At 59.3% G+C, this 16,718-nt stretch carries 9 protein-coding genes; 5 read left to right on the forward strand and 4 right to left on the reverse strand.

The window, feature by feature from the left end; genetic code table 11:
* Nucleotides 1-18 precede the first annotated feature (18 nt).
* Both HBN79_RS01045 and glnE read right to left on the reverse strand, forming a co-directional pair.
* The gene (locus HBN79_RS01045) at nt 19-942 is read right to left on the reverse strand and encodes a branched-chain amino acid transaminase (protein ID WP_095000905.1); all 924 of its coding nucleotides are present in this window, start codon (nt 940-942) and stop codon (nt 19-21) included.
* A 118-nt stretch (nt 943-1,060) separates the two neighbouring features.
* Complete coding sequence (gene glnE, locus HBN79_RS01050; protein ID WP_169916141.1) at nt 1,061-4,003, reverse strand: bifunctional [glutamate--ammonia ligase]-adenylyl-L-tyrosine phosphorylase/[glutamate--ammonia-ligase] adenylyltransferase; 2,943 nt, start codon at nt 4,001-4,003, stop codon at nt 1,061-1,063.
* Between the two features lie 383 nt (nt 4,004-4,386).
* On the opposite strand from glnE, the gene aceE reads away from it, so the two are divergent.
* The 5 genes from aceE to msrA all read left to right on the forward strand — a co-directional run bounded on the left by aceE (nt 4,387) and on the right by msrA (nt 14,008).
* Nucleotides 4,387-7,029 carry a pyruvate dehydrogenase (acetyl-transferring), homodimeric type gene (aceE, locus tag HBN79_RS01055; protein WP_095000903.1) on the forward strand — a complete coding sequence of 881 codons (2,643 nt, stop codon included), beginning with the start codon at nt 4,387-4,389 and terminating at the stop codon, nt 7,027-7,029.
* Nucleotides 7,030-7,040: 11 nt separating this feature from the next.
* Nucleotides 7,041-8,672 carry a dihydrolipoyllysine-residue acetyltransferase gene (aceF, locus tag HBN79_RS01060; RefSeq protein ID WP_095031373.1) on the forward strand — a complete coding sequence of 544 codons (1,632 nt, stop codon included), beginning with the start codon at nt 7,041-7,043 and terminating at the stop codon, nt 8,670-8,672.
* Between the two features lie 366 nt (nt 8,673-9,038).
* The gene (locus tag HBN79_RS01065) at nt 9,039-10,424 is read left to right on the forward strand and encodes an alkaline phosphatase D family protein (protein ID WP_169916142.1); all 1,386 of its coding nucleotides are present in this window, start codon (nt 9,039-9,041) and stop codon (nt 10,422-10,424) included.
* Between the two features lie 175 nt (nt 10,425-10,599).
* A complete protein-coding gene (locus HBN79_RS01070; RefSeq protein ID WP_095000900.1) occupies nt 10,600-13,293 on the forward strand; it encodes an EAL domain-containing protein in 2,694 nt (897 codons plus the stop codon).
* Between the two features lie 67 nt (nt 13,294-13,360).
* Complete coding sequence (gene msrA / locus HBN79_RS01075; protein ID WP_095000899.1) at nt 13,361-14,008, forward strand: peptide-methionine (S)-S-oxide reductase MsrA; 648 nt, start codon at nt 13,361-13,363, stop codon at nt 14,006-14,008.
* Between the two features lie 109 nt (nt 14,009-14,117).
* Here the strand turns inward: msrA and rlmJ are convergent, their stop codons facing one another.
* Together rlmJ and putP are read right to left on the reverse strand one after the other, a co-directional pair.
* On the reverse strand, nt 14,118-14,960 hold the full coding sequence (gene rlmJ, locus HBN79_RS01080) for a 23S rRNA (adenine(2030)-N(6))-methyltransferase RlmJ (RefSeq protein ID WP_095017705.1): 843 nt from the start codon (nt 14,958-14,960) through the stop codon (nt 14,118-14,120).
* Between the two features lie 169 nt (nt 14,961-15,129).
* A complete protein-coding gene (gene putP, locus HBN79_RS01085; RefSeq protein WP_095000897.1) occupies nt 15,130-16,617 on the reverse strand; it encodes a sodium/proline symporter PutP in 1,488 nt (495 codons plus the stop codon).
* Nucleotides 16,618-16,718: the final 101 nt, after the last annotated feature.

The raw sequence follows: 16,718 nt of genomic DNA on the forward strand, positions 1-16,718 counted from the left end.
TGTGATGCTATGCCGACATTACTTGACCAGTGTACGCCACTCTGGATGGTCCGTAGTCTTGCCGGTCACCAGGTCAAAGTAAGCCTTTTGCAGTTTTTCGGTGATCGGGCCACGCCGGCCGATCCCGATTTGACGCCCGTCGACTTCGCGAATCGGCGTCACTTCAGCGGCAGTGCCGGTAAAGAACGCTTCGTCGGCGATATACACCTCGTCGCGGGTGATGCGTTTTTCAACAAACTTGTACCCCAGCTCGGTGGCCAGGGTCAGGATCGTGCTGCGGGTAATGCCGTTCAGGCACGCGGTCACGTCCGGGGTGTAGATCACGCCATCCTTGACCAGGAATACGTTTTCGCCCGAGCCTTCAGCCACAAAGCCTTCCGGATCGAGCAACAGCGCTTCGTCGGCTCCGCCGGAAATCGCTTCCTGAAGGGCCAGCATCGAGTTGATGTAATGGCCGTTGGCCTTGGCCCGGGTCATGGAGATGTTCACATGATGGCGGGTAAAGGAGCTGGTACGCACCTTGATTCCGACTTCCAGCGCTTCGGCGCCCATGTAGGCACCCCAGCTCCAGGGGGCGATGATCACGTGCACCTTGAGGCCGGTGGCGCGCAGGCCCATGGCTTCGGAACCGTAGAACACCATCGGGCGGATATAGGCGCTGTCGAGGTTGTTTTCACGCACCGCTACGCGGGTCGCTTCGTTGATTTCGTCTTTGCTGAACGGGATCTTCATGCCCATGATGTGGGCCGAATCGAACAGACGGTCAGTGTGCGCCTGCAAGCGGAAAATCGCCGCGCCCTGCGGGGTTTCGTAAGCGCGCACACCTTCAAACACGCCCATGCCGTAGTGCAATGTATGGGTCAGCACATGGGTCGTGGCATCACGCCACGGCACCAGCTTGCCGTCATACCAGATCACACCATCACGATCAGCCATCGACATCATTACGCTCCTCAAAGAATCCAGCACCCGCACCACGAGGCGGCAGGCAAATTGGACGGGCCTTATGGACCCGCCGGATACGTTCTTACAGCTTTAACTCTGTGTGTGAGCCAGTAAATCAGCTCAATCCTAGCTCGGACCAGATGCGCCGTACGTGTTGGCGTTCGACCACAAATTGATCCCCCGTGACCACCCCGGCTTCCTTCTGCAAGGCTTGCCGGTGGGCGACGGCGCGAAAGGCCTTGTAAGCCTCGCGCAACAGGCTGGCATCGGTGGCGGGCATCAGCCCGACCTGCTCCAGCCCTTCCAGAATGCGGATATTGTCGGTGTAGCGCAGTAACGCCGGGTGTTCCCTGGACCACGCCAGGGCCGCGTATTGCACCATAAATTCAATATCGACGATACCTCCGGCGTCCTGCTTGAGGTCGAACGGCACCGTTGCCTCGAAGGCGTTTTCTGCGGTTCCGGCAGCGGTAATCCGGGTGCCCAGGTTGTCGCGCATCTTGGCCCGCATCTCGCTGACCTCCTGACGCAAGGTCGGCAAATCCCGCTCGCGGCCCAATACGCTCGCGCGCACCTGTTCAAAGGCCGCGCCCACCTGTTTGCAGCCCACCAGCACGCGGGCGCGCACCAGTGCCTGATGCTCCCAGGTCCAGGCTTCGTTTTCCTGATAGCGCTCAAAAGCACCTAGCGAGCTGACCAGCAACCCCGAAGCGCCTGACGGGCGCAGGCGCATGTCGACCTCATACAACTGCCCGGAGTTGGTCTGCGCCGTGAGCAAATGGATGATCCGCTGACCCAGACGGGTGAAAAACTGCGCACCGTCGATGGGCTTGGCGCCATCGGTTTCAGCATTCGGGTCGCCATCGTGGATAAACACCAGGTCCAGATCCGAGCCATGCCCCAGCTCGATGCCACCGACCTTGCCGTAGCCGACAATAATAAAGCCGGGATCGCACAGGCTGCCGTCGGTGCGCTGTGGCGTGCCGTACTTGGCCACTGTCTGGCGCCAGGCCAGGGCCAGCACCTGCTCCAGAATGGCCTCGGCCAGCCAGGTCAGGTAATCGCTGACCTTCATTAAAGGCAGGCTGCCGGAGATTTCCGATGCCGCGACCCGCAAACGGTGGGCCAGCTTGAAGTTGCGCAAGGCTTCCATCTGCTGCTCAAGGTCGTCTTCGGGGATACGCGTCAGGCGTTCACGCAACTCGGCGGCCAGCTCAGGGGCCAGCGGCGGCTTGAACAAACGGCGCTCGTTGAGCAACTCGTCGAGCAGCAACGGGAAACGGGTGATCTGCTCGGCGATCCACGGGCTGGCTGCGCACAGCGTCAGCAAACGGCGCAAAGCATCTGGGTTTTCGGTGAGCAACACTAAATAAGCAGAACGCCGGGCCACCGCCTCGACCAGCGGCAGCACCCGCTCCAGCACCAGATCAGGGTTGGCGTGCTCAACGGCTTGCGCCAGCAAGCGCGGGATAAAAGCATCCAGACGCTCGCGCCCCAAGCGCTGCATAGAGCGCAGTTGCGGACTGGAACGCAGGGCCGCCAGTTGTTTCAGGGCTTTGGGCGCATCGACAAACCCGGCCTCTTCCAACTGCGCGCAGGCTGCGGCATCGTCCTGGACCTCTTCCCACAGCGGCAACCACTCACCACCGACAATCAGCTCGCCTTCGTCGATGACCTCTTCTTCATCAGGGTCAGCAATAACCTGACGGAAGTGCCAGTCAATACGACCACGCCACGCCATCAGCTGTTCATGGAATGCGGTCCAGCTGTCAAAACCCATCATAAAGGCAATGCGGGCCTGATCCTGCTGATTGTCGGGCAGCATTTGAGTCTGGCGGTCGGCAATGGCCTGGATTGCATGCTCGGTGTAACGCAGGAACTCATAACCTTCGCGCAGTTCGCCGACCACCTCTGCAGGCAAGTAGCCCTGGCCTTCCAGGATGGTCAGGACTTTCAGCAGCGGCCGTTGTTGCAGGCTCAGATCGCGGCCGCCGTGAATCAGCTGGAATGCCTGGGCGATAAACTCGACCTCGCGGATACCGCCCGCCCCCAGCTTGATATTGTCAGCCATGCCTTTGCGCCGCACTTCCTGCTGGATCAACTGCTTCATGGTGCGCAGCGCTTCAATCGCGGAAAAATCGAGGTAGCGACGATACACAAACGGGCGTAACAGGCTGAGCAACTGCGCGCCCATCACCTGATCACCGGCCACGACCCGGGCCTTGATCATGGCATAACGCTCCCAGTCACGGCCCTGATCCTGGTAGTACTGCTCCAGCGCGTTGAAGCTCAACACCAGCGCACCGGATGAGCCATAAGGACGCAGGCGCATGTCGACGCGAAACACAAAGCCGTCGACCGTCATCGGATCCAGCGCCTTGATCAGGCGCTGGCCCAAGCGGATAAAGAACTCCTGATTGTCCAGCGCCCGCTTGGCCCCCACGGTTTCGCCGCCTTCAGGGTAGGCAAAGATCAGGTCGATGTCTGAAGACAGGTTCAGCTCCACGGCGCCGAGCTTGCCCATGCCCAGGATCACCATCGCCTGCGGCTCGCCACTGCGATTGCCAATGGGTGTGCCGAACTGCTGGCAATGACGTTGATACAGCCAGCGATAGGCCTGATCGATGCTGGCATCGGCCATGTCCGACAGATCGCGACAGGTTTCGATCAGGTCGGCCTGACGATTGATATCGCGCCAGATAATCCGCACTTGCTGGCGGGTGCGCTGACGACGCAGTGCGCGGCCCAGTTCGTCATCGCTGGTTGCGGCCTGCGCGGCAGCAGCAATCTGCCCGCACAACTCGCCGGGGGCGAAGGTGCGGTCCAGCTCACCCGAGCGCGCCAGTTCGAGCAACATCAAAGGGTCACGCAAAGACTGTTCTATAAAGAAGTTGCTGGCCGCACTGACCCGGCTGAACGCCGACCAGCGCTCTGGCGACCAGTCATCGAGCCCGTGCCCGCCCTCAAGCCCGGCGACTGCCGTGCGCCACGACTGCTCGGCACGGCTGGCCAGTGGCTGTAAAAGACCGGGAATTGGAGCAAGCGACGGGAGGCTCATGGTCTATCCTTGATCGGCTATGGTGTTGCCGAGTACGGTGACAGGAAGAAACAGCGGTTTAATCCGACTGTCGAACAAAGGTTATAAATAGCTGTAAGATCATTTTGTTTAGCATCAAGCCCGCAGATCACCGGCTTATTGCAGATAAAAGCACCAACAATATCGATTTTTCGCACAACGAAACAGGTGGCCATCAGGACCATTCCTGTAGTTTTACTACTGCATGACACACTCGAAAGGCTGAAATGGCCGACGATTTGTAGTAAAACTACACGCCGCTGGAATCAACCTCCGGCCATCCAAGAATTTATGTCGTCTGCCCACAAGGCCAGTCGCAAACTCAGGCAACCGATTCTGGAAGCCTATCCGCCCTGGAGCAAGCCATGCAAGACCTCGATCCCGTCGAAACCCAGGAATGGTTGGACGCCCTGGAATCGGTTCTCGACAAAGAAGGCGAAGACCGCGCTCACTATCTGATGACCCGTATGGGTGAGCTCGCTACCCGCACCGGTTCGCAGCTGCCGTATGCCATCACCACGCCTTATCGCAACACGATTCCCGTAACCCACGAAGCACGCATGCCTGGCGACCTGTTCATGGAACGCCGCATTCGCTCGCTGGTACGCTGGAACGCCATGGCCATGGTGATGCGCACGAACTTGAAAGATTCTGACCTGGGCGGTCATATCTCCAGCTTCGCTTCCAGCGCAACCCTGTATGACATCGGCTTCAACTACTTCTTCCAGGCCCCGACCGACGCACACGGCGGCGACCTGATCTACTTCCAGGGTCACACCTCGCCAGGCGTTTACGCCCGTGCGTTCATGGAAGGCCGCATCAGCGAAGAACAAATGAACAACTTCCGCCAGGAAGTGGACGGTCAGGGCCTGTCGTCCTACCCGCACCCTTGGCTGATGCCTGATTTCTGGCAGTTCCCGACCGTATCGATGGGCCTTGGCCCGATCCAGGCGATCTACCAGGCGCGCTTCATGAAGTACCTGGAAGCCCGTGGCTACATCCCTGCTGGCCAGAAAGTCTGGTGCTTCCTGGGCGACGGCGAGTGCGACGAGCCGGAATCCCTGGGCGCAATCTCCCTGGCAGGCCGTGAAAACCTCGACAACCTGATCTTCGTCATCAACTGCAACCTGCAGCGCCTCGACGGCCCGGTTCGCGGCAACGGCAAGATCATCCAGGAACTCGAAGGCGTGTTCCGCGGCGCTCAGTGGAACGTAACCAAAGTCATCTGGGGCCGTTTCTGGGACCCGCTGCTGGCCAAAGACGTCGACGGTATCCTGCAACGTCGCATGGACGAAGTCATCGACGGCGAGTACCAGAACTACAAAGCCAAAGACGGCGCGTTCGTACGTGAACACTTCTTCAACACGCCGGAACTCAAGGCGATGGTTGCCGATCTGTCCGATGACGAGATCTGGAAGCTCAACCGTGGCGGCCACGACCCGTACAAGGTCTACGCGGCGTACCACGAAGCGGTCAACCACAAAGACCAGCCAACCGTTATCCTGGCCAAGACCATCAAGGGTTATGGCACCGGCGCCGGCGAAGCGAAAAACACCGCGCACAACACCAAGAAGGTTGATGTTGAAAGCCTGAAGCTGTTCCGCGATCGTTTCGACATCCCGGTCAAAGACGACGAAATCGAAAACCTGCCGTTCTTCAAACCGGAAGCAGGCAGCGCCGAAGCCCGTTACCTGAGCGAGCGCCGTGCCGCACTGGGCGGTTTCGTACCTCAGCGCCGCGCACAGAGCATCAGCATTCCGACCCCGCCACTGGAAACCCTCAAGGCCATCCTTGACGGCTCCGGCGACCGTGAAATTTCCACCACCATGGCTTTCGTGCGGATCCTCGCGCAGCTGGTCAAGGACAAGGAAATCGGCCCGCGCATCGTTCCGATCATCCCGGACGAAGCCCGTACCTTCGGTATGGAAGGCATGTTCCGCCAGCTGGGCATCTACTCCTCTGTCGGCCAGCTCTACGAGCCAGTCGATAAAGACCAGGTGATGTTCTACCGCGAAGACAAAAAAGGTCAGATCCTCGAAGAAGGCATCAACGAAGCAGGCGCCATGAGCTCCTTCATCGCCGCCGGTACTTCGTACTCCAACCACAACCAGCCGATGCTGCCGTTCTACATCTTCTACTCGATGTTCGGCTTCCAGCGTATTGGCGACCTGGCCTGGGCCGCTGGCGACAGCCGCACCCGTGGCTTCCTGATCGGCGGCACCGCCGGGCGTACCACGCTCAACGGTGAAGGCCTGCAGCACGAAGACGGTCACAGCCACATCCTGGCCGGTACCATCCCGAACTGCCGCACCTTTGATCCGACCTACGGCTATGAGCTGGCGGTGATCATTCAGGACGGCATGAAGAAGATGACCGAAGAGCAACAGGACGTCTTCTACTACATCACCGTCATGAACGAGTCCTACCAGCAGCCAGCCATGCCGGCCGGTGTCGAGGAAGGCATCGTCAAGGGCATGTACCTGCTCGAGGAAGACACCAAGGAAGCGGCGCACCACGTTCAGCTGATGGGCTCCGGCACCATCCTGCGTGAAGTCCGTGAAGCGGCGATCATCCTGCGTGAACAGTTCAACATCGGCGCTGACGTATGGAGCGTTACCAGCTTCAACGAACTGCGTCGCGACGGCCTGGCCGTAGAGCGTCACAACCGCCTGCACCCTGGCCAGAAGCCTCAGCTGAGCTACGTTGAAGAGTGCCTGACTGGCCGTAAAGGTCCGGTGATTGCCTCTACCGACTACATGAAGCTGTTCGCCGAACAGATTCGCCAGTGGGTACCGGTCAAGGAATTCAAAGTGCTGGGCACTGACGGTTTCGGCCGCAGCGACAGCCGCAAAAAACTGCGTCACTTCTTTGAAGTAGACCGTCATTTCGTGGTGTTGGCAGCCCTGGAAGCACTGGCTGACCGTGGCGATATCGAACCTAAAGTGGTGGCAGAAGCCATCGTCAAGTTCGGCATCAACCCGGAAAAACGCAACCCACTGGACTGCTGAGGAGAATATTTGTGAGCGAACTCATTCGAGTACCTGACATCGGCAGCGGCGACGGTGAAGTCATCGAGCTGTTTGTAAAAGTCGGCGACCGTATCGAAGCCGATCAGAGCATCCTGACCCTGGAATCGGACAAGGCGAGCATGGAAATCCCTGCTCCCAAGGCCGGCATCGTCAAGAGCCTGAAGATCAAGCTGGGCGACCGCCTGAAAGAAGGCGACGAACTGCTGGAACTGGAAGCCGAGGGCGCCGCTGCGGCGCCTGAAGCACCGGCCCCTGCTGCAGCTCCTGCTGCGGCCGAAAAACCTGCTGCTCCTGCTGCCGAGGCCCCTGTGGCCCCGGCTGCACCTGCCGCTGCTACCATCCAGGACATTCATGTCCCGGATATCGGCTCGTCGGGCAAAGCTAAAATCATCGAAATCCTGGTCAAGGCCGGCGATACCGTCGAGGCTGATCAATCCTTGATCACTCTCGAGTCCGACAAGGCCAGCATGGAAATTCCATCGCCAGCCGCCGGTGTGGTTGAGAGTATTTCGGTCAAGCTGGATGACGAAGTCGGCACTGGCGACTTTATCCTCAAGCTCAAGGTTCAAGGCGCTGCGGCACCTGCTGCTCCTGCCCAGGCCGCTGCTGCTCCTGCACCGGCAAAAGCTGAAGCACCTGCAGCCCCGGCACCTGCTGCGAAAACCGAGGCTGCTCCTGCCCCGGCCGCCGCGCCTGCGCCAAAAGGTGGCAAGGTTCACGCCGGCCCTGCCGTGCGTCAACTGGCCCGCGAATTCGGCGTCGAGCTGAGTGCAGTCACTCCGAGCGGCCCGCACGGCCGTATCATCAAGGAAGACGTGCAGGCGCACGTCAAAGCCATGATGCAAAAAGCCAAGGAAGCACCGGCCGCCGGCGCAACCGGTGGTGCTGGCATTCCGCCGATCCCTGCTGTCGACTTCAGCCGTTTCGGTGAAGTGGAAGAAGTGGCCATGACCCGCCTGATGCAAATCGGCGCGTCGAGCCTGCACCGCAGCTGGCTGAACATTCCGCACGTGACTCAGTTCGACCAGGCTGACATCACCGAGCTGGAAGCCTTCCGCGTCGCGCAAAAAGCCGTCGCAGAAAAAGCCGGCGTGAAACTGACCGTACTGCCTCTGCTGCTCAAGTCCTGCGCGCACCTGCTCAAGGAAATGCCGGACTTCAACAGCTCGCTGGCGCCAAGCGGCAAAGCGATCATCCGCAAGAAGTACGTCAACATCGGCTTCGCCGTTGACACCCCGGATGGCCTGCTGGTGCCTGTGATCAAGAACGTTGATCAGAAGAGCCTGTTGCAACTGGCTGCTGAAGCCGCTGCACTGGCCGCCAAGGCCCGTGACAAGAAGCTCACCGCAGACGACATGCAAGGCGCGTGCTTCACCATTTCCAGCCTCGGTCACATTGGCGGCACCGGCTTCACGCCGATCGTCAACGCACCGGAAGTGGCGATCCTCGGCGTATCCAAGGCAACCATCCAGCCAGTCTGGGACGGTAAAGCCTTCCAGCCGAAGCTGATGCTGCCACTGTCGCTGTCCTACGATCACCGCGTGATCAACGGCGCTGCTGCTGCACGCTTCACCCAGCGTCTGAGCCAGTTGCTGGGCGACATCCGCACTATCCTGTTGTAAGCCACGCCCCGGCCTTCGTCACTGAAGGCCGGGGTAGCGCACTGTTTTCCGAGCGCCACGCTCGTACCTCAACCCCGCCATTTGGCGGGGCTTTTTTTTGCCTGCGATTTGAAGAGCCCCTCACCCCAACCCTCTCCCGGAGGGAGAGGGAGCTGATTGGCGGTGTTTTTGAAGTTGCGTGCGCTTAGGCCCCTCTCCCTTTGGGAGAGGGCTAGGGTGAGGGGCTTTTCTGACACTCACTGCCCTTCAAGCACTACACCCAGCGCTGAATCCATGAATGGGTCAACCACCCAACCACTTCTACCGTTAACCAAAGGAATTGAACCACGCGATTGCCATCGCCCAAACATCAGAAAGGATTTCGATGTGATCCCACCCACCGTTGGCCCGATAGTGGGCTTTACCACTTCACAGCACGCGCGCATTTTTGTCCGCGGCGAACTCGACAAAAACAACGCCGTCTTCGCCGGTATCCGGCATCGCAAGGCTGGCGACAGCCAGTGGTCTGCCGGTGTGTTTTCAAGACTGAGCCCTGAGTTCGACATGTCCGATACGCTGGTCTTGAACACTCTGCACAGTGATACCCGCTACGAATACCAGGCTGGCTGGTTCGCCACCGCAAACCCCGGGCACACGACTGAAACCGTCAAGCAGATCCCGCTTCAATGGCCTGCCACGGTATACAGCTTCAAGACCGACTCAACTGCACGCAACCGTACTCGCCGATATGTCGTTGGCTCTTGCCGCTACCTCAGGCTCACGGCAGGCATCCCTTCTGCCCCGCACCTAGGGGACGAAATCTTCGGCAACATCCATGCACTGACCCGCCAGCAAAGCATTGATGCTGTGGTGATGGCCGGCGATCAGGTGTATGTCGATGACCTGAATATTGTGGCCCCGGACCGCGACTACTCCAGCATCACCCGAAAATACCGCGCCGCTTTCACACAACCCCATATCCGCAAGCTAATGGCAGGCACTGCGACCTACATGATCCTCGACGACCATGAAATCGAAGATAACTGGCCAGCCAATCGGGATACCGGAGATAAAACGCTCTACAACAACGCCATGAGAGCTTACGAGGCTTACCAGTGCAGCCATGGCCCGGCCCACGACCTGCTGCCCGACGGGCGCATCAACCGCAACCTGTCCCGCTACTGGTACAGGTTTGCCAACGCTGACATCGACTGGTTCGTCATGGATTGCCGCACCGAGCGCACCCTTACGGGGCGTGACAAACGCATGATCGGCGTCACTCAGGAACAGGCACTGCTCAAATGGCTGATCAACAGCAACGCCAGGGTCAAGTTCATCGTCAGCAGCGTCATGCTTATGCCCGACCAACGGCGCGACAATGACGGCTGGAAGGCCTTTGCGGCGCAGCGCAACCGCATCCTCGAAACCATTCGCAGCAACGCCATCAAGAACGTGGTGTTCGTGTCGGGCGATATTCATGGCTCGCTCTGCTGTCATCTGACCCACGACAAAAGCCCGGACTTTATCGTACACAGCGTGGTGTCCTCACCCCTGTGCAATACCAGACTGCTGCCGTACGCGAATGTCAGAGACCTGCTCGTCAACGCCCCCTTGACCAGCGTGGGCACAGGCACTTACTCACTCAAGCTCAACAGTCGAGTGGTCAGCGAAGACAACTTCGTCTGCCTGAGCATTAGCGGCCAACAACTCAAGGTTGATTTTCACAATAAAAAGGGCCGGATTATCGAGTCCGCAACTGTTGAGCTTAAATAAGCTGCAAACCTTGCCGATCGGCCTGCAGGAAATCCCCGACCGGCCGATAAGCCCTTATAGCACTTAGCCTTTATGTTCACTTGTCAGCACGCCGAGCATGATGCAACCTTGCCGTCTACCACAGAGACAGGGTGACAGCCCGTGCGCAATCCGCATTTGTGAAGCGAGTGCCCCAATGAAAAGCCAGCCTGATGCTGCCCCGCGCCTGGCAGCCGAGGTCGTGACCCAGCTCCCCGTACCTTCCAGGCTCGGCATGCTGCGTTTCGAACGGCTTAATGAAGCCAGCTGGGCCATGCTCTATCTCGACCCGCACTGCGAGCGCCAATTCGGCATGCCCGCGGCAGACTTGTGCGCGCTGGTTGGCTCGCCCTACGCCAGTCTGATGGAACCCCGCGCCCGCTATCACCTGCACGATGCAATCGAGCATCAGCTCAGGACCAGCCACCACTACGTTGTGCATTACACCCTGCACACCGCCCTGGGCCCACTGAACCTGATGGAGCTGGGCGAGGCCTACAAACAGCACAATCGACATTTTTTGCGCGGCTATCTGCTAGCCATTGAAGACAGCGCTGCCAGCCCTTCGCCCGCCCCGGTGGCCGAACTTGAAACACAAAACAGCCGCCTGCAGATCGCCCTGGCGCTCAACCAGCGTACCCAGGCGGATCAACTTCAGCATCTGGAGCGCGTGCGTGCCCAGCAGGACTTGATCCTGCGCCTCGCCCGTCATCGCTACAGCCAGCACAATTCGCTGCAAGAAGCCGCCGAGCTGATCACCCGCAGCGCCTGCGATATCTATCAAATCGATGGTGCCAGCCTGTGGAATCTTGAAGGCAACCGGTTGCTGCCTGTTTCGGCGTTCGAACGCGAGACCCAGGCCCATGTCGCGCAAGACATCTTCGATGCCAGCCACTTCCCCGACTACCTGGAAGCCTTGCACACCAGCCGTTCGATCGACGCGCCGAACGCCAGCCGCGACCCGCGCACCCGCGAACTGGTGGCCAGCCTGGGCCGGCACGAAGCCAATGCCATGCTCGACGCAGGTATCCGCATCGACGGTCAGGTGGTGGGCGTCCTGTGCCTGGAGCAGGTCGGCAGAACCCGCGCCTGGCAAGCGGACGAAATCGCCTTCGCCGGCGAGCTGGCCGACCAGTTTGCCCAGGTCATCAACAACCACAACCGCCGCGCTGCCACCAACGCCCTGCACCTGTTCCAGCGCGCCGTCGAACAAAGTGCCAACGCCTTTTTGCTGGTCAACTGCGATGGCGTGGTGGAGTACGTAAACCCCAGCTTTACCGCCATCACCCAATACAGCACCGAGGAAGTCCAGGGCCATAAACTGTCCGAGCTGCCCGCTCTGGAAAACCTCAGCGAACTGCTCTTCGATGCTCACTCCAGTCTGAGCAAAGGCAACAGCTGGCAGGGTGAATTCAAGAGCCGACGCAAAAACCTGGAACCCTACTGGGGGCAGATGTCGATTTCCAAGGTGTATGGCGACAACCGTGAGCTGACCCACTACATCGGTATTTATGAAGACATCACCGAGGCCAAGCTGGCGCAGCAGCGCATCGAACGCCTGGCCTACACCGACAACCTGACCAACCTGGGCAACCGCCCGGCCTTTATCCGCAACCTCGATGAACGCTTCGCCCGCAACAGCAACACGCCGGTGTGCCTGTTGCTGGTGGACATCGACAACTTCAAGCGCATCAATGACAGCCTTGGCCACCAGACCGGCGACAAGCTGCTGATCAGCCTGGCCCGGCGCCTGCGCAACAGCCTGAGCGCCAGCGATGGGCTGGCGCGCTTTGCCAGTAACGAATTCGCGGTATTGCTGGACGATACTGACCTGACGACCGGACAGCAAATTGCCAGCCAGTTGCTGATGACCCTCGACAAGCCGATGTTCGTCGATAACCAGCTGATCAGCGTCACCGGCTCGGTCGGGGTAGCCTGTGCGCCCTTGCATGGCCGGGATCCGCAAACCCTGATGCGCAACGCAGGCCTGGCGCTGCACAAGGCCAAGGCCTGCGGCAAGCACCAGGTGCAGGTGTTTACCGAAGCCCTGAATGCCGAAGCCAGCTACAAACTGTTTGTCGAAAACAACCTGCGCCGCGCCCTGACCCAGAACGAACTTGAGGTGTTCTACCAGCCCAAGCTGTGCCTGCGTACCGGACGACTGCTGGGCATGGAAGCCCTGCTGCGCTGGAACCACCCTAAAAACGGCATGATCCGCCCCGATCAGTTCATCAGCGTGGCCGAAGAAACCGGGCTGATCATCCCTATCGGCAAATGGGTCGCCCGCCAGGCCTGCCGGATGAGCCGGCAACTGAGCCTGGCCGGGCTGGGCAGTCTGCAAGTAGCGATCAACGTGTCGCCCAAGCAGTTTTCCGACCCGGACCTGGTTGCCTCGATTGCCAGTATCCTCAAGGAAGAACAGTTACCGGCTGCGCTGCTGGAGCTGGAGCTGACCGAAGGCTTGCTGCTGGAAGCCACCGACGACACCCGCCTGCAACTCGACCAACTGAAAAAACTGGGCCTGACCCTGGCCATGGACGATTTCGGCACCGGCTACTCATCGCTCAGCTACTTGAAAAAATTTCCGATCGACATCATCAAGATCGACCGCAGCTTTATCAAAGACATCCCCGACAACCAGAACGACATGGAAATCACCTCCGCCGTGATTGCCATGGCCCACAACCTCAAGCTCAAAGTGGTTGCCGAGGGCATAGAAACCGCTGCACAGTTGGCATTCCTGCGCCGCCATCGCTGTGATGTAGGCCAGGGTTATCTGTTCGACCGACCTATCCCCGGCAGCGAACTGATAGAAAAACTCAAACGCTACCCGCGTGGCCCACTGGCCTGACAGCGCCGTAACACTCGGGCACACTAGCAGCCTGACTTCCTACACTCTGACTGAGAGGACATGAAACATGGTCTTGCGCTCGGAAATCCTGGTGAATAAAAACGTGCTACCCACTAAAGAACAAGCCCTGCCCGGCCGTGACACTCACGTACAACTGCCGGAAACCCACTACGTCACCGGCCAGCCGCTACTGGGCCCGTTCCCGATGAACGTGGACTTCGCGATTTTTGGCCTGGGTTGCTTCTGGGGCGCAGAACGCAAGTTCTGGGAGCGCGAAGGCGTAGTCAGCACCGTAGTGGGCTATGCGGGCGGCTACACGCCGAACCCGACCTACGAAGAAGTCTGCTCGGGCCTGACCGGCCACACCGAAGTGGTGCTGGTGGTCTACGAACCGGAAGTGGTCAGCTACAAGCAATTGCTGGCCATGTTCTGGGAACTGCACAACCCCACCCAGGGCATGCGCCAGGGCAACGACATCGGCACCCAGTATCGCTCGGTGATCTACTGCACCACCCCTGAACAGCTTGAGCAGGCACTGGAAAGCAAGAAGGTGTTCCAGGCGGAACTGGACAAGGCCGGGCTGGGCACCATCACCACTGAAATCGACCAGGCGCCAACGGTGTACTTCGCCGAGGCATACCACCAGCAGTACCTGGCGAAAAACCCGCAGGGTTATTGCGGTATCGGCGGCACCGGTGTGACCTGCCCGATTTGATGTAGCACAAAAAACGGTGGGAGCGGGCTTGCTCGCGATGCAAGCGACTCGGTGTTTCTGTTACACCGCATCGCCTCGATCGCGAGCAAGCCCGCTCTCACATTGGTTTTCAGCTATTTTCCGCAATCAACCATTCCATCTGCCAGCCACCCTGGGTTTGACCCAGTTTTTTGGCCAGCCACGGCAACAGTTCGCGCAGCTCTTCTTCGAGACCCCAAGGCGGGTTGGCGATCGCCAGGCCCGAACCATTGAGGCTGTTGGGCGTATCCAGCGGATGCACGAACAACTCCACCTGCAGCAACTTCGGTGCACCTGAACCTGCCAAGTCCTGATAGAAACGACGCAACTGGCGCTTGTCCTTGATCGGATACCAGATCGCTACAACGGTCTGGCGCATGCGACTGATCGCGTCTTTCAACGATTCGGCGCAGCGCTTCATTTCGTCGAGTTTCTCGAACGGCGGGTCGATCAGCATCAAGCCACGCTTCTCAGCCACCGGCAGCAAAGCACGCGGCACATGCCAGCCTTCGCCCAAATGCACCGCTACGCGGCGATCACCCTTCATGTTGTCTTTGAGCAATACGCCGTCTTCGGGGTGTTTCTCGTTCAACAGCACACGGTCCTGGGAACGGGTCAGGCGTCGCGCCCACTCCGGCGAGCCCGGGTAATAGCGCAACTCGCCATCCGGGTTCATCTTGCGCAGTACTTGCATGTAGTCATCAGTCACTGCAGGCAGGTCTTTCTGCCCCCACAACCGTGCAATGCCTTCAAGGTACTCGCCCGTGCGGTTGGCCTGATCGCCCTTGAGGTCGTACAGACCAATACCGGCGTGGGTATCGAGATAGGCAAAAGGCTGCTCTTTGCGCGACATCAGGGCGATGAGGCGGGTCAAGACGATATGTTTGAAGACGTCGGCGTGGTTGCCGGCGTGGAAGGCGTGACGATAGTTCATGGTTGCTCCTGCGCAGGAGGCGAAGTTTACCTTGTACGCAACCTGACGTCAGGTCGCGGGCGTTTTTTCCGAGATACGGTGAGCAACGCCCAGGCAAAAAAAACGGCCCGTCTCACCTGGAGACGGGCCGTTTTTGAACACTTCAAGGTCAGCGCAAGCGCTTCTCTGATCAGCTGTTTTGCTGGAAGTCTTTTTCAGCAGCGTCGAAACGCTCGATCATGCCTTTGCTTGGGCCTTTGCCCGCAAGGCTTGCCAGCACAATGGCCAGGCTGCCCAGGATAAAGCCCGGGATGATTTCGTACAGGCCAAACAAGGCGAAATGCTTCCACACGATCACGGTAATGGCACCGACCAGAATACCGGCCAATGCACCATTACGGGTCATGCCTTTCCACAGTACAGAGATCAGTACTACTGGACCGAACGCAGCACCGAAACCTGCCCACGCGTAGCTCACCAGACCCAGCACACGGTTCTCCGGGTTGGAAGCCAGTGCAATGGCGATCAGTGCAACCACCAGCACCATGATCCGGCCAACCCATACCAGTTCCAGCTGGGAGGCATTTTTACGCAGGAAGGACTTGTAGAAGTCTTCGGTCAGGGCACTGGAGCACACCAGCAACTGGCAGCTCAGGGTACTCATGACCGCAGCCAGAATGGCCGACAGCAGCACACCGGCAATCCACGGGTTGAACAGCAGCTTGGCCAGTTCAATGAATACGCGCTCTGGGTTTTCGGTCACCGGCCCGGCCACTTCAGGGTGTGCCGAGAAGTAAGCGATACCGAAAAAGCCTACAGCGACCGTACCGGCCAGGCACAGGATCATCCAGGTCATGGAGATGCGACGCGCCTTGGCGATCGACTTGACCGAATCAGCGGCCATGAAACGCGCCAGAATGTGCGGTTGACCGAAGTAACCCAGACCCCAGCCCATCAGCGAGATGATGCCGATGAAGGACGTGCCCTTGAGCATGTCGAAGTTGCTTGGGTCGTTGGCCTCGATGGCCAGGAACGTGGTGTCTACGCCACCCGTGGCCAGCAGCACGATGATAGGCGTCAGGATCAGCGCGAAGATCATCAGGGTGGCTTGAACCGTGTCGGTCCAGCTCACTGCCAGGAACCCACCGATAAAGGTATAGGCGATGGTCGCCGCAGCACCGGCCCACAAGGCGGATTCGTAAGACATGCCGAAGGTGCTTTCGAACAGACGGGCGCCGGCCACAATGCCGGAAGCGCAGTAGATGGTGAAGAACACCAGAATCACGATGGCCGAGATGATCCGCAGCAAACCGCTTTTGTCTTCAAAACGGCTGGAGAAGTAATCCGGCAAGGTCAGCGCATCACCGTTGTGCTCGGTCTGTACCCGCAGGCGACCGGCAACAAACAGCCAGTTCAGGTAAGCGCCGGTCACCAGACCGATGGCGATCCAGCTTTCCGACAAGCCGGACATGTAGATCGCACCCGGCAAACCCATCAACAACCAGCCGCTCATGTCGGAGGCACCGGCGGACAATGCAGTGACAACGCTGCCCAGGCTACGGCCACCGAGAATATAGTCAGAAAGGTTGTTGGTGGAGCGATAAGCCATCAGGCCAATCAGCACCATTGCCGCAATATAGATCACGAACGTGATCAGGGTTGGGTTACTAACACTCATTGATAAAGCCCTGGCATTGTTTTTATGTTTAGCGGCGGTCTGGCCGTACGCTCACAAACGTCCTGTTTGAGACGATTAACCCTGCCGCGCATTTATGACTG

This window comes from Pseudomonas sp. WS 5051 (assembly GCF_012985715.1).
Taxonomy (GTDB): domain Bacteria; phylum Pseudomonadota; class Gammaproteobacteria; order Pseudomonadales; family Pseudomonadaceae; genus Aquipseudomonas; species Aquipseudomonas bubulae.

What these genes read in the sequence shown, in the direction of transcription:
- HBN79_RS01045 (WP_095000905.1), bottom strand. Translation starts at nt 942, where the DNA reads ATGTCGATGGCTGATCGTGATGGTGTGATCTGGTATGACGGCAAGCTG.
- glnE (WP_169916141.1), bottom strand. Translation starts at nt 4,003, where the DNA reads ATGAGCCTCCCGTCGCTTGCTCCAATTCCCGGTCTTTTACAGCCACTG.
- aceE (WP_095000903.1), top strand. Translation starts at nt 4,387, where the DNA reads ATGCAAGACCTCGATCCCGTCGAAACCCAGGAATGGTTGGACGCCCTG.
- HBN79_RS01070 (WP_095000900.1), top strand. Translation starts at nt 10,600, where the DNA reads ATGAAAAGCCAGCCTGATGCTGCCCCGCGCCTGGCAGCCGAGGTCGTG.
- msrA (WP_095000899.1), top strand. Translation starts at nt 13,361, where the DNA reads ATGGTCTTGCGCTCGGAAATCCTGGTGAATAAAAACGTGCTACCCACT.
- rlmJ (WP_095017705.1), bottom strand. Translation starts at nt 14,960, where the DNA reads ATGAACTATCGTCACGCCTTCCACGCCGGCAACCACGCCGACGTCTTC.
- putP (WP_095000897.1), bottom strand. Translation starts at nt 16,617, where the DNA reads ATGAGTGTTAGTAACCCAACCCTGATCACGTTCGTGATCTATATTGCG.